The organism is Actinoallomurus sp. CA-150999, from assembly GCF_050942425.1.
GTDB lineage: Bacteria > Actinomycetota > Actinomycetes > Streptosporangiales > Streptosporangiaceae > Actinoallomurus.
The window spans coordinates 6,008,150-6,020,429 of sequence record NZ_CP192063.1 but is presented as its reverse complement, the minus strand read 5'-3'; the positions used below and the strand labels follow the sequence as shown (position 1 = coordinate 6,020,429).

Below are 12,280 nucleotides of genomic sequence, written 5' to 3'. Positions count from 1 at the left end.
TATCGGTCGAAGCGTCTTCCAAGCCGCCTCTAGCGCCGAGTCCCATCATGGGCCCGTCCTTTCCACGCCCTTCGACGAGGGAGATCCGATGCGCTGGGACAGCGTCCACCTGGCCGGTCTGGGCACCTGGCTGCCCGAGCCGACGCCGATCGAGAAGGCGATCGAGGCGGGAGAGTGCGGCAGGGAGTGGACCGACTCCTTCGGCTACCTCTCCGTCCTGATCGCCGACGAGACGGCCCCACCCGACATGGCCGTGCACGCCGCCGCCTCCGCCCTCAAACGCAGCGGCGTGGCGCCCGAGGACTTCTCCCTGCTGCTGCACGGCAGCATCTGGTTCCAGGGACTCGACATCTGGCCCGCCGCCTCGTACATCGCCCAGCGAACCGTCGGCGGCTCGGTCCCCGCGATCGACGTCCAGCAGCGGTGCAACGTCGGGGTGTCGGCGCTGGAACTGGCCGCCGCCCACATCACCGCCGGCCGCACCGACGACGCCGTGATGATCACGACCGCCGACCGCTTCGCCGCACCGGCCGCGGACCGCTGGCGGCTCCGGCACGGCAACGCCTACGCCGACGGCGGCACCGCCATGGTCCTGTCCGGCCGCGGCGGATTCGCCCGGCTGCTGGCCACCGCGACGGCCGCCGACAACACCCTGGAGGGCCGCGCCCGCGGCAAGGAGCCGTTCACGACGGTCTCCCGCGCGCTCACCGAGCCGATCGACCTCAAGGCACGCGCCGAGCAGGACGACATGGACGACTTGGAGGTGTCCGGCCGCATCGCCCGCATGATGCTGACCGTCCGCAACCGCCTGCTCGCCGACGCCGGCATCGACCAGAGCCAGATCGCCTACGCGGTGTTCCCGTCGGTGGGCAAGAGCGACGGCGAGATGCAGCTGCACGACCTGTTCTGCCTCACCGAGGAGCAGACCACCTGGGAGTTCGCCCGGCGGGTCGGCCACATCGGCCCCGGCGACCAGTGCGCCGGACTCGCTCACCTGCTCACCGGCGGGATGCTCTCACCGGGGGACAAGGTCGTGCTGTGGGGCGGCGGCGCCGGATACACCCTCAGCGCCGCCGTCGTCGAGATCGACGAGCTGCCGGACTGGGCCGCATGACCGGCCCCGCCCGCGCGCCGCGCCTGATCCACGACCTGCCCGCCGCCGCGCCGGCCGCGCATCCGGACCGGCCCGCCGTCACCGACCGCACCGGCACCTGGACCTACGCCGAACTCGACGCCCGCGCCCGGGCCTTCGCGACCTGGCTGGACCGCCACGGCGTCAGAGCCGGAGACCGCGTCCTGGCCCGGGCCGGCAACGTCCGGGAGTTCGTCGCGATGCTCTACGGCACCGTCCGGCACGGCGCGATCTTCGTCCCGGTCAACCCGGCGACCAAACCCTTCCACCTCACCGCGATCACCACCGACGCCGGGCCCGCCCTGGCCGTGGACGAGGGCGACGCCCTGCCCCGCACCGGCCGCACCCACGCCCTGAGCACGATCTGGCCACAGATCGAACGCCTCGCCGCCGAACCTGCACACCCCGGACGGCCCCCGGTCGAACCGGACGACCTGGGCCTGCTGATGTACACCTCCGGCAGCACCTCCGCGCCGAAGGCGGTGATGAGCCCGCACCGCGCGGTGGTGTTCGCCACCGGGGCGATCGCCTCGCGGCTGCGCTACCGCGCCGACGACGTCGTCCTGACCGCCGTCCCGCTGTCCTTCGACTACGGGCTCTACCAGATCTTCCTCGCCGCGCTCGCCGGCGCGGAACTGGTGCTGTCCGGACCGCAGGACCACACGCGGCTGATCGGGCTGCTGCGCGAACACCGGGTGACGGTCGTGCCCGTGGTCCCGTCCCTGGGGGAGATGCTGCTGCGGCTGCGCCGCCGCGACCGGGACACGCCACCGCCGGTACGCCTGTTCACCAGCACCGGCGCGGCACTGACCACCCCGGTGATCGACGGGCTGCGCGCGGCGTTCCCCGGCGCGCGGGTCGCCCCGATGTACGGCATCACCGAGTGCAAGCGCGTGACCATCCTGGAACCGGACGGCGACCTGGCCCGGCCGGGCTCGGTGGGCCGGCCGCTGCCCGGCACGCAGGTGCGCATCGTCGGGGACGACGGAGCCCGGCTCCCGGCCGGGGAGGTCGGCGAGATCACCGTGGCCGGCCCGCACGTCATGGCGGGCTACTGGCAGGCGCTGGAGCTGACCGCCCAGCGCTTCCGCACCGACCCGGTCAGCGGCGAGGTCACCCTGCACACCGGCGACTACGGCCGGGTGGACGCCGACGGCCACCTGTACTTCGAGGGCCGCCGGGACGACCTGTTCAAACGCCGCGGCGTACGGACCAGCGTCCGCGAAATCGAGGCCGCCGCGCTCGACGTGCCCGGCGTGCGCGAAGCCGCGGTGCTGCCCCCGGACGGATCGCGCGATCTGACGGTCTTCGCCGTCACCGAGCTGTCGCCCGCCCAGGTGCTGCGGGCCATGGAGGACCGGCTGGAGAGCGCGAAGGTACCGGCGGCCTGTCACGTCGTCGACAGCCTTCCGCTCACCCCGAACGGAAAGATCGACAAGAGGGTGCTGGACGGCGACCGCTGACCGCACCGGGAGGAGAACGCCATGCTGGATCAGGACTTCGAGCAGGTGCTGCGGGACGTGCTCCCGGCGTCCGCCGCGGAGCTGTCCCTGGACCGCGACACCGACCTGCGGGCGGCCGGCCTGGACTCCATCGGCACGATCGACCTGCTGATGAAGCTGGAGGCCAGGTACGACCTGGTCATCCCCGACACCGCGCTGAACGCCGCTACCTTCGCGACACCCGGCGCCCTGTGGCAGGTGCTGCAGTCGGGGCGCGGCGACGCCGAGCCGGCCGGCAACGGGCCGGAGGCCGGCGCGGCCCGGCGCTGAGAGCCGTGTCAGGGCCGCCGCTCCTCTTCCGGGAGCGGCGGCCCTGACGTGTTCCGGTCAGGCCGGGTCGGTGACGGTGGCGCGCAGGGCCCGGCCGAACTGATCGGTCGCCCGGTCGAGGAAGACCTCGGCCTCCGGGTCGATGATCAGGCCGCCGCCGGGCGTGCGGGTGGCGTGGTCGGAGTGCAGGAAGACGCCCTTGGCCACGTACTCGGCGCCGAGGGAGACGAGCACGGGGCGCAGCGCGTAGTCCAGCGCCAGCACGTGGGCCTGGGAGCCGCCGGTCGCCACCGGCAGGACGGCCTTTCCGGCCAGGCCCCGCTGCGGCAGCATGTCCAGCAGCACCTTGAGCAGCCCGGAGTAGGCGGCCTTGTAGACGGGCGTGCCGACGACGACGCCGTCGGCGGCCGCGACGAGGGAGAGCGCGGGCCCGAGGACCGGGTCGCCGGTGTCACCGGCCAGCAGGGCGGCGGCGGGCAGGTCGCGGACGCGCAGCAGCGACACGTCGTGGCCGTCGCGGACCAGGCGCTCGCCGATGGTCTGCAGCACCCCGCCGGTCAGTGACGTGGGGGAGGGGCTGCCGGAGATGACGACGACGTTCGGCACCGTGATCAGTCCTCGCCGACGCGCTCGCGCAACGCGGTGAGGTGGTCGAAGCCCTCCAGCACCTGCGCGCCGTCGCCGATGAAGTCGATGAGGCAGGCGATCTCGTCCACGCCCGCGTCCCGGACCCGGCGGACCACTTCGGCGCACTGCTCGACCGAGCCGATCAGCGACCGCCCGTCCAGGTACCGGTTGACGCCCAGCTCGGCGAGCCTGGCCTGGGCCTGTTCGGCGGCGATGACGTCCCGGCCGGCCTTGCCGCCGCTCATCAGCCCGCCCGAGCGCACCGCCGCGGCCTCCAGGTCGATCGCGGTCAGCAGGTACCGCTTGAGCCAGGGCCGGGCCACCTCCCGGGCCCGCTCGCCGGTGGCGGCCACGTACGTGTGGAGCATGAGGGTGACCGTGCCGGCGCCGGACCAGCCGGCGTCCTTACGCGCCTGCCGGTACAGGCCGATCTTGGCGGCGAGCGCGTCGACGTCCTGGTTCTCCAGGTGGGTGAGCAGGTTGGTGCCGAGCTCACCGGCCCGCCGGAACGTCTCCTCGCTGCGGGAGGCGGTCGTCCAGATCCGCAGCTCCGGCTGGACCGGGCGCGGGAACAGGTCCAGTTCCACCCGCTCACCGCGCGGGTTGAGGCCGGTCCACCGGCCGGTGCGCCAGGTCTCACGGATCGCGTGGATGTCGGCGATCACGCGTTCGCGGCGGGTGTCGTAGGACTCGGGGGACAGGACGAAGTCGTTGACGTTCCAGCCCGACCCCACCGAGATCGCCACGCGGCCGCCGGAGATCCCGTCGACCATGGCGAAGTCCTCGATGAGCCGAGCGGTCGGGTGCAGCGGGGTGACCACGCTGCCGGCCCGGACCTCGACGCGCTCGGTGGCCGCGGCGATCGCGGCGCAGGTCACCGCCGGGTTGGCGAACGCGCCGCCGAACCGGTGAAAGTGGCGTTCGGGCGTGGACACGAACGCGAATCCGGCCTCGTCGGCGCGGCGGGCGCACTCGAGCATGAGCCGGTAGGTGTCCCCGGCGCGATCCCCGACCGCAGCGAAGAAGAACGCGCCGAAGTCGATCTGCCGCATTTTCCACCACCTCTGAAAGTTTCGTAGCGAGGTTCACGGTCGCGGATCGCGGTCGAGGACCACTCGAGAGTCTTTAGGTGATTTGTCCTAGGCGTAACGCGACAAACCCCCCTTGAATCGGTGGTCTCCGCCGCGCGAACATGTAAGCGTCCGAAAACCACGGAGTAAGGGAGTGGAACAAATGGCCTGGATCATCCTCGGTATCGGCGCGCTCATGTTCCTGATCGGCTTCTACCGCAATGTCATTCGCAAACGGAACCACTGAACCGCCGATAACCGCACTTGAGCGGTCCTCTAGGTGCCAGGGCGAGAATTCGCCCGCTGACAAGGTGACAGAAAGGGCACTCACATGACAAGCCATGCGATGGAGCCTTCCGAGGCCGTGGCGATCGGCCGCCTGAGCAACGCCTTCGCCCAGGCGAAACTGCTGCACAGCGCGGTGGAGCTCGGCGTCTTCGAGCTGCTGGCGAACGGCCCCGCCGGCGAGGTCGAGATCCGGCAGCGCCTGGGACTGCATCCCCGGCTGTCGCGTGACTTCCTCGACGCGCTGGTCGCACTGGAACTGCTGACCCGATCCGGTGAGGGATACGCCAACGCCCCCCAGGCGGCGGCCTTCCTCGTGCCCGGCGGAGCGTACTATCTCGGCGATCTCTGCCGGACCGCCGCCGCCCGCCATTACGCCATGTGGGGGCGGCTCAGCGAGGCCCTGCGCGACGGCGAGCCCAAGGCCGACCGCGTGGGCGGACCCGACGCGTTCAAGAAGGTCTACCAGGACCCGGAGGCGGCACGCCGGTTCCTGGCCCACATGGACTCCGCCCACGCCCTCGTCGGCCCCCAGCTCGCCGCCGCCCTGGACTGGACCCGCCACGGCTCGTTCGTCGACGTCGGCGGCGCCCGCGGCAACCTCGCGGCCCAGCTCGCCCAGGCCCATCCGCACCTGAACGGCGCGGTGTTCGAGCTGCCCCAGGTCGAACCGGTCTTCGACGAGCACATGGCGCGGCTCGGCACCGCCGACCGGGTCCGCTTCCACGGCGGCGACTTCTTCGCCGACCCGCTGCCCGCCGCCGACGTCGTGATCCTCGGCCACGTGCTGCACGACTGGCCCGCCGACCAGGCCCGCGTCCTGGTCGAACGCGCCCACGACGCGGTCACCCCCGGCGGTCTCCTCCTCGTCTACGACCAGATGCTCGACCCCGTACGGCCCGACCTGCCCAGCCTCCTCGGCAGCCTCAACGTCGCACTGACCACCGGCGGCTCGGAGTACACCGTCGCCGACTGCCGCGAATGGGCCGAGAAGGCCGGATTCCGCGTCGCCGAGACCCGCCGCCTCACCACGATCGGCAACGACATGCTGCTGATCGCCGCCAAGGACGGGTGACACCGTGCGGGTTCTCATGCTGAGCTCGCCGTTCGCCTCCCACCTCGCACCGATGGTGCCGCTCGCCTGGGCGCTGCAGGCGGCCGGCCACGACGTCATGGTCGCCGGGCCACCGGACGTCATGGACGTCGTCCACGCCACCGGACTGTGCGGGGTGACGATCGGCGAGCCCGTCCGCGCCGCCGAATGGCTCAGCGGCCACCTGCCCGAAGGCGTCCGCCCCATCCAGATGTTCGGGCCCGGCACGCCCGAGACGCTCGAGTCCGGGGTCAAACTGTGGCTCGCCCACGCACGGGACGCGCTGCCCGGATACCTCGCCCTCGCGCGCTGCCGCCGGCCCGACCTGATCGTCGTCGACCCGCTGGAGTTCGCCGGCGCCGCCATCGCCGGCACCCTGGGCGTGCCGTACGTCCAGCACCGCTGGGGGATCGAACTGCTCGGCCACCTCGCCTGGCGCTTCGCCGGCGAGTTCTTCGACGGGCCGCTTCCCCCGCCCGCCCTGATCATCGACCCGGCGCCCCCGGAACTGCAGACACCCGGCCTGCCCCCGGCCCGCACGATCCGGCACATCCCCGTCAACGGCACCGCCCCGGCACCCGCCTGGATCGGCGACCGGCCGGCGTCGCGCCGCGTGTGCGTCAGCCTCGGCCGCCAGACCGCGCTGATGGGAGGGCTACCGCTGTTCCGGAACCTGATCGCCGCGTTCGACGGCCTCCCGGACGTCGAGGCCGTCGTCACCGCCGACCCCGAACATCACGCCACGCTCGGCCCGGTGCCGCGCACGGTCAAGGTCGTCCCGCCCACCCCCCTCGACCTGTTCCTGCACAGCTGCGACGCGATCGTGCACCACGGCGGGGCGAGCACCACCCTGACCGCCATCGGATTCGGGCTGCCGCACCTGGTCCTTCCCCAGGTGTCCGACGAGTTCGCGGTCGGCCGCCGGCTGGCCGGCACCGGCGCGGCCCTCACCATCGAGGACCATCGCCGCCAGGACGACCCCGCCCGCGTACGGTCCGCGCTGCGCACCCTCCTCGACGACGACGCCCACACCCGGGCCGCCGCCCGGCTGCGCCGCTCCCAGCAGGCCATGCCGCCGCCCTCCGCCGCCGTACCGCTGCTCGAAGCCTTGGTTCTCAAAGCCATGAACTGAAGCCCGACGCCCCGGCCTGAAGGACGCACCGATGCGCGTACTGTTCCTGTCCACTCCGCTGCCCTCCCACCTGACACCTCTGCTTCCCCTCGCCTGGGCATTAGAGGCCGCGGGCCACGACGTGCTCGTCGCCGGCCGGCCCGACATCACCGCCACCGCGCACGCCGCCGGCCTGCGCACCGCGCCGATCGGCGAGCCGTTCTGGGACGACGAAGGCAACACCGGGATGAACTACCTGCCCGCAGGCACCCGGCCGATCCACGTCACCGGCCCGGCGACCGCCGAGACGATCGAGGCGGGCGCCAAACTGTGGCAGACCCACACCCGGGACGCGCTGCCGGACTACCTGGCGCTGGCCCGCGCCCGGCGGCCCGACCTGATCGTCACCGATCCGCTCGAGTGCGCCGGCCTCGTGATCGCCGGAGCGCTCGGGATCCCCGCCGTCCAGCACCGCTGGGGCGTCGACCCGCTCGGCGACCCGGCCCGCGCGTCGGCCCAGGATCTGCTGCGCGGCGCCTGCGCCGACCTCGGCCTGGACCGGATGCCCGAACCCGACCTCATCCTCGACCCCTGCCCTCCCGAACTGCAGCTGCCCGGCATCGCCCCCGGACGTCCCATCCGGCCCCCGCTCGGGCCCGGACGGCTGCCCGGCCGGTCCGGCAGACCACGCGTGTGCGTCAGCCTCGGCCTGCACACCGTCGTCCTGGGCGGCCTGTCGCTGCTGCGCACCGTCATCACCGCGTTCGACCGCCCCGACGGCGTCGAGGCGCTCGTCACCTCGACCGACCCGGACCTGCAACCGGTGCCCGACCCGGTCCGGCTCATCCCGCCGACACCGTTCGCCCGGTTCCTGCACACCTGCGACGCGATGATCCACCACGGCGGCGCCGGCACCACCCTCGCCGCGACCGCCGCCGGCCTGCCCCAGCTCGTGCTCCCACAGATCGCCGACCAGTTCGCCCACGCCGAGCGCATCGCCGAACAAGGCGCCGGCATCGCCTTCGACGACGCCGCCCGCCAGGACGACCCCGCCGCGATCCGCAAGGCCGTCGACACGCTGCTGGCCGACCCCGCATACGGCGAGTCGGCGGCCCGCCTGCGCACCGCCATCACGCGGATGCCGCCGCCCGCCGCCGCCGTACCCCTCCTCGAAGCCCTGACCTGACGCCATGAACTGAAACCCCGGCCCTTGGCCTGAAGGACGCACCGATGCGCGTACTGTTCGTCTCCACCCCCGTCCCCTCCCACCTCACCCCGCTGACCCCGCTCGCCTGGGCGCTGCGCGCGGCCGGCCACGAGGTGCTCGTCACCGGCCAACCCGACGTGATGAGCGCCGCACACGCGGCGGGACTGTCCGGCGTCCCGGTCGGTGAGCCGTTCAACGTCAACGAACTCCTGCGCCGCCACCTGCCCGACGGCGTCCGCCTCATCCACGTCGTCGGCCCGACCACCACCGCGACCATCCTGCGCGGCGCCGAGATGTGGCGCATGCGCGCCCGCCAGATGCTGCCGCACTACCTGGAACTGGCCCGCGCCTGGCGGCCCGACATGGTCATCACCGACCCGCTCGAGTTCGCCGGGCCGGTCGTGGCCGGCGCCCTCCGCGTGCCGTACGTCCAGCACCGCTGGGGCGTGGACGCCCTCGGCGACCCCTCCCGCGTCTCGGCACGGGAGTTCCTCCAGCCCGAATGCGACCGGCTCGGACTCGACCGCCTCCCCGAACCGGCGATCATCCTCGACCCCTGCCCCCCGGAACTGCAGATCCCCGGCCTCACCCCCGCACACCCGATCCGCCACATCCCCGTCAACGGCACCCGTCCCGCGCCCGCCTGGGCCGCCCGCCGCACCGCCCGCCACCGCGTCTGCGTCTCCCTCGGCCGCCAGACCGCGCACCTGAACGGGCTCCCGCTGATCCGCACCATCATCGCCGGTGCCGCCGGGCTCGACGACGTCGAGACGATCGTCACCGCCGCACCCGACCACCACGCCGAACTCGGCCCCGTACCGCCGTCCGTCCGCCTCGTCGCCCCGACCCCCCTCGACCGGTTCCTGCACACCTGCGACGTGGTCATCCACCACGGCGGCGCCAGCACCACCCTGACCGTCACCGCCGAAGGCGTCCCACAGCTCGTCCTGCCCCAGTTCGCCGACCAGTTCGGGCACGCCGAGCGGATCGCCGCGCTCGGCGCCGGCATCGCCCTGGACGACGACGTCCGCCAGGACGACCCCGCCGCCATCCGCGACGCCGTCGACGCCCTGCTGTCCGAGCCCCGCTACCGCGCCTCCGCCACCCGGCTCGGCCACGTCATGGCCGCCATGCCCTCCCCGGCCGAGGTCGTCAGGACCCTGGAGGGACTGGTCCCGCTCCCTGTCGGCGCTTGAGCGGTCTTCCAGCGCGCACCCGGATCATGAGTCGACGCTCACGACACCAAGGTGACGACATGAACAACGACAGGCTCCGCTTCGGCGTGCTCGGCTGCGCCGACATCGCGTGGCGGCGCACACTGCCCGCCCTCGCCGCCGAACGCCGGGTCCACCTGGTCGCGGTGGCCAGCCGCGACCCCGCCAAGGCACAGCGCTTCGCCGACCGGTTCGGCTGCGAGGCGGTCGAGGGATACCGGCCGCTGCTGACCCGCGACGACATCGACGCGGTGTACGTGCCGCTCCCGGCCGGCCTGCACGCCCACTGGACCCGCGAGGCCCTCCGCCACGGCAAGCACGTCCTCTGCGAGAAGCCGCTGACCACCGACGCGGACACCTCGGCGGAGCTGGTGGCCCAGGCCCGCGACGCCGGCCTGCTGCTGATGGAGAACTACATGTTCGTCCACCACTCCCAGCACACCGCGGTACGGCGCCTCATCGACGACGGCGCCATCGGCGAGCCCCGTAAGTTCTACGGCGCGTTCACCATCCCACGCCTGCCCGCCGGAGACATCCGCCACCGCGCCGACCTCGGCGGCGGCGCGCTCCTCGACGTCGGGGGATACCCCCTGCGCGCCGCGTCGCTGTTCCTCGGCCCCCGGCTGAAGGTGATCGGAGCGTTCCTTCGTCACGACCCCGACACCACCGTCGACCTGGAAGGCGCCGCGCTGCTGCGCAGCCCCGCCGGCGTCACCGCGCAGATCTCCTTCGGCATCGACAACGCCTACCGCTCCGCCTACGAACTCAGCGGAACCGAGGGCCGCATCAGCCTCGAACGCGCCTTCACCCCACCCGCCGACCACGCACCCGTCCTCCGCATCGAACGGGCCGGCCGGACCCAGGAGGTCACCCTGCCGCCGGACGACCAGTTCGCGGCCGTCGCCGGTGCGTTCACCGGCACCGCGCTCAGCGGAACCGGCTTCACCTCCCACGCCGAGGACATCCTCCGCCAGGCCGGGCTGCAGAGCGAGGTACGCCGCCAGGCGATGGACGCCCGCACGGCGGAGGGACGATAAATGGAGATCATCGGACGCGGCTTCCTCGCCGGGCACCTGCGGCCGATCGCCCCCGCCCACCCCGGCGTGGTCGTGCTCGCGGCGGGCGTGTCGGCCGCGAACGACACCTCCGGACGCGACTTCGACCGCGAGGCGACCCTCGTCTACCAGGCGATCCGCCGCTGCGCGGCCAGCGGCGAACGGCTGCTGTTCTTCTCCACGGCCGCCGCCGGGATGTACTCGGTCCCGGGGGAGCCGGGCCGAGAAGACGGCCCCGTGCTGCCCGCCACCCCCTACGGCCGCCACAAGCTGGCCTTGGAAGCGGTGCTGGCCTCCTCCCGGATCGACTACCTCATCCTCCGGCTCGCGCATGTCATCGGCCCGCGCCAGCCCGCGCACCAGCTGCTGCCCTCCCTCACCGAGCAGATCCGCTCCGGCCGCGTACGGATCCACCGGGGCGCGCGACGCGACCTGATCGACGTACGCGACGTCATCCGGATCATCGACGCGCTGCTGGCCACCGGCCGCTCACGCGACGTCGTCAACGTCGCCTCCGGCGAGGCACGGCCCATCGAGGAGATCGTCGAGCACCTCGAGGGCCGCATCGGCGTCCAGGCCGCCCACGAGTTCATCGACACCGCCGAGACCCAGCCGGTGTGCACCGACAAACTGCGCCGCCTCGTGCCCGCCGCCGAGCAGATGGGCTTCGGCCCCGGCTACTGCCGCACGGTCCTGGACCGGTACGTCCCGTCCTACAGCCGCCGCCCGCCCGTCGAGCCGGTCTCGTCCTGGCCTTGAACCCCGGCCACGAGCATGATGCCCAGCCACGGTCCGTAAGAAAGGTGATCGTATGACGGCGAAGAACGGCGGGGGCCAGGTCGTGATGGTGGCCCGCTTCACCCTCAAACCCAACCACAAGGACAACGGCGCGGCGTTCGAGGAGGCGTTCGGCGGCTACAAGGACGTCGTCGCCCGCCACGACGGGGCGCTCGGCGCCGAACTGCTCGGCTCGACCCGCAGGCCCGACGGCTACCTGCTGCTGACCTGGTGGCGCGACGCCGCGGCCAAACAGGCGATGATGAGCGACCCGGACTTCTTCCGGGAGATCGGCACCAGGTTCTTCGGCCTGGCCACCCTGGACCGCGTGTACGGCGTCGTGGTGGCCGGCGCCACCGGCGGCTGGCAGGGCGACCAGCACCCCGTCGTGACGCTCAGCAGGTACGACCTCCCCGAGGACGTGACCGCCGAGGCGTTCGAGCGGTCCTTCGCCGCCGAGGCCGAGCAGGCCGGCGGAGCCCTGGCCTACCAGCTCGCCCACGCCTCCCCGGACCTCGTCGGACCCTCCTCGGGGATCGACGCGCACCTGGGCATCATCTGGTGGCGCGACACCCCGGCGGCCCTGGAGGTCTCACCGGCCGCCGCCGACACCGACGAGTACCGCCGCCTGGACAGCGGCATCGGCGCCGCACTGGCGCCCACCGCCTGACCCTCCCGGCCATGGCCGGCCCGCCCTCCGGCGCGGCCGGCCATCCGCGTTCCCGCCCGCGGCGCCGCGCTCGAGCCGGCGGGGACGCCCGGTATCCAGCGCCCGCCGCCACACCGGTCCCGCCGCCAGGCGGGCGGACGGTGCACCGCCGGTGGCGCGACGGCCTCCGGCAGCCGCTACACCTGCCGTCCTCCCGGCCCGGCGGCCCCGCGGCCGATCCGCCGCCCGGACGACGCGTGCCCCGGCGCCGACCCGCCCCGCGAGGTA

The 12,280-nt window shown here is 73.2% G+C and carries 12 protein-coding genes; 10 read left to right on the top strand and 2 right to left on the bottom strand.

Features of this window, described 5'->3' with window-relative positions:
• Window positions 1-88 precede the first annotated feature (88 nt).
• Genes ACQP2O_RS27895 through ACQP2O_RS27885 form a run of 3 tightly spaced genes read left to right on the top strand, consistent with a single transcriptional unit; the run spans window position 89 to window position 2,904 of the window.
• Window positions 89-1,114 carry a ketoacyl-ACP synthase III family protein gene (locus tag ACQP2O_RS27895; RefSeq protein ID WP_433170049.1) on the top strand — a complete coding sequence of 342 codons (1,026 nt, stop codon included), beginning with the start codon at window positions 89-91 and terminating at the stop codon, window positions 1,112-1,114.
• Window positions 1,111-2,595, top strand: a complete 1,485-nt coding sequence (locus ACQP2O_RS27890; protein WP_433170048.1) for a class I adenylate-forming enzyme family protein — start codon at window positions 1,111-1,113, stop codon at window positions 2,593-2,595. Before ACQP2O_RS27895 ends, ACQP2O_RS27890 begins: the two co-directional genes overlap by 4 nt.
• A gap of 21 nt (window positions 2,596-2,616) precedes the next feature.
• Window positions 2,617-2,904 (top strand): phosphopantetheine-binding protein, encoded by a 288-nt coding sequence (locus tag ACQP2O_RS27885; RefSeq protein WP_433170047.1) that lies wholly within the window; start codon window positions 2,617-2,619, stop codon window positions 2,902-2,904.
• Window positions 2,905-2,961: 57 nt separating this feature from the next.
• Here the strand turns inward: ACQP2O_RS27885 and ssuE are convergent, their stop codons facing one another.
• Both ssuE and ACQP2O_RS27875 read right to left on the bottom strand, forming a co-directional pair.
• Window positions 2,962-3,510 carry an NADPH-dependent FMN reductase gene (ssuE, locus tag ACQP2O_RS27880; protein WP_433170046.1) on the bottom strand — a complete coding sequence of 183 codons (549 nt, stop codon included), beginning with the start codon at window positions 3,508-3,510 and terminating at the stop codon, window positions 2,962-2,964.
• A 5-nt stretch (window positions 3,511-3,515) separates the two neighbouring features.
• Window positions 3,516-4,583 carry a MupA/Atu3671 family FMN-dependent luciferase-like monooxygenase gene (locus ACQP2O_RS27875; protein WP_433170045.1) on the bottom strand — a complete coding sequence of 356 codons (1,068 nt, stop codon included), beginning with the start codon at window positions 4,581-4,583 and terminating at the stop codon, window positions 3,516-3,518.
• A 364-nt stretch (window positions 4,584-4,947) separates the two neighbouring features.
• On the opposite strand from ACQP2O_RS27875, the gene ACQP2O_RS27870 reads away from it, so the two are divergent.
• The 7 genes from ACQP2O_RS27870 to ACQP2O_RS27840 are packed head-to-tail and all read left to right on the top strand — an operon-like array spanning window position 4,948 to window position 12,013.
• Window positions 4,948-5,961, top strand: a complete 1,014-nt coding sequence (locus ACQP2O_RS27870) for a methyltransferase (protein WP_433170044.1) — start codon at window positions 4,948-4,950, stop codon at window positions 5,959-5,961.
• Window positions 5,962-5,965: 4 nt separating this feature from the next.
• Entirely contained in the window at window positions 5,966-7,111 is a 1,146-nt protein-coding gene (locus ACQP2O_RS27865) for a nucleotide disphospho-sugar-binding domain-containing protein (protein ID WP_433170043.1), read from the top strand.
• A gap of 31 nt (window positions 7,112-7,142) precedes the next feature.
• On the top strand, window positions 7,143-8,276 hold the full coding sequence (locus tag ACQP2O_RS27860; RefSeq protein WP_433170042.1) for a nucleotide disphospho-sugar-binding domain-containing protein: 1,134 nt from the start codon (window positions 7,143-7,145) through the stop codon (window positions 8,274-8,276).
• Between the two features lie 44 nt (window positions 8,277-8,320).
• Window positions 8,321-9,493, top strand: coding sequence for a nucleotide disphospho-sugar-binding domain-containing protein (locus ACQP2O_RS27855; RefSeq protein ID WP_433170041.1), 1,173 nt, complete (start codon window positions 8,321-8,323; stop codon window positions 9,491-9,493).
• Window positions 9,494-9,552: 59 nt separating this feature from the next.
• A complete protein-coding gene (locus ACQP2O_RS27850; protein ID WP_433170040.1) occupies window positions 9,553-10,548 on the top strand; it encodes a Gfo/Idh/MocA family protein in 996 nt (331 codons plus the stop codon).
• Window positions 10,549-11,325 (top strand): NAD-dependent epimerase/dehydratase family protein, encoded by a 777-nt coding sequence (locus ACQP2O_RS27845; RefSeq protein WP_433170039.1) that lies wholly within the window; start codon window positions 10,549-10,551, stop codon window positions 11,323-11,325.
• 52 nt (window positions 11,326-11,377) lie between these two features.
• Entirely contained in the window at window positions 11,378-12,013 is a 636-nt protein-coding gene (locus ACQP2O_RS27840) for an antibiotic biosynthesis monooxygenase family protein (protein ID WP_433170038.1), read from the top strand.
• The last annotated feature ends 267 nt before the right edge of the window (window positions 12,014-12,280 follow it).

Bases quoted from the DNA above. Each gene is read 5' to 3' on its own strand.
- ACQP2O_RS27895 (WP_433170049.1), top strand. From the start codon at position 89: ATGCGCTGGGACAGCGTCCACCTGGCCGGTCTGGGCACCTGGCTGCCC.
- ACQP2O_RS27890 (WP_433170048.1), top strand. From the start codon at position 1,111: ATGACCGGCCCCGCCCGCGCGCCGCGCCTGATCCACGACCTGCCCGCC.
- ACQP2O_RS27885 (WP_433170047.1), top strand. From the start codon at position 2,617: ATGCTGGATCAGGACTTCGAGCAGGTGCTGCGGGACGTGCTCCCGGCG.
- ACQP2O_RS27875 (WP_433170045.1), bottom strand. From the start codon at position 4,583: ATGCGGCAGATCGACTTCGGCGCGTTCTTCTTCGCTGCGGTCGGGGAT.
- ACQP2O_RS27870 (WP_433170044.1), top strand. From the start codon at position 4,948: ATGGAGCCTTCCGAGGCCGTGGCGATCGGCCGCCTGAGCAACGCCTTC.
- ACQP2O_RS27860 (WP_433170042.1), top strand. From the start codon at position 7,143: ATGCGCGTACTGTTCCTGTCCACTCCGCTGCCCTCCCACCTGACACCT.
- ACQP2O_RS27855 (WP_433170041.1), top strand. From the start codon at position 8,321: ATGCGCGTACTGTTCGTCTCCACCCCCGTCCCCTCCCACCTCACCCCG.
- ACQP2O_RS27850 (WP_433170040.1), top strand. From the start codon at position 9,553: ATGAACAACGACAGGCTCCGCTTCGGCGTGCTCGGCTGCGCCGACATC.
- ACQP2O_RS27845 (WP_433170039.1), top strand. From the start codon at position 10,549: ATGGAGATCATCGGACGCGGCTTCCTCGCCGGGCACCTGCGGCCGATC.
- ACQP2O_RS27840 (WP_433170038.1), top strand. From the start codon at position 11,378: ATGACGGCGAAGAACGGCGGGGGCCAGGTCGTGATGGTGGCCCGCTTC.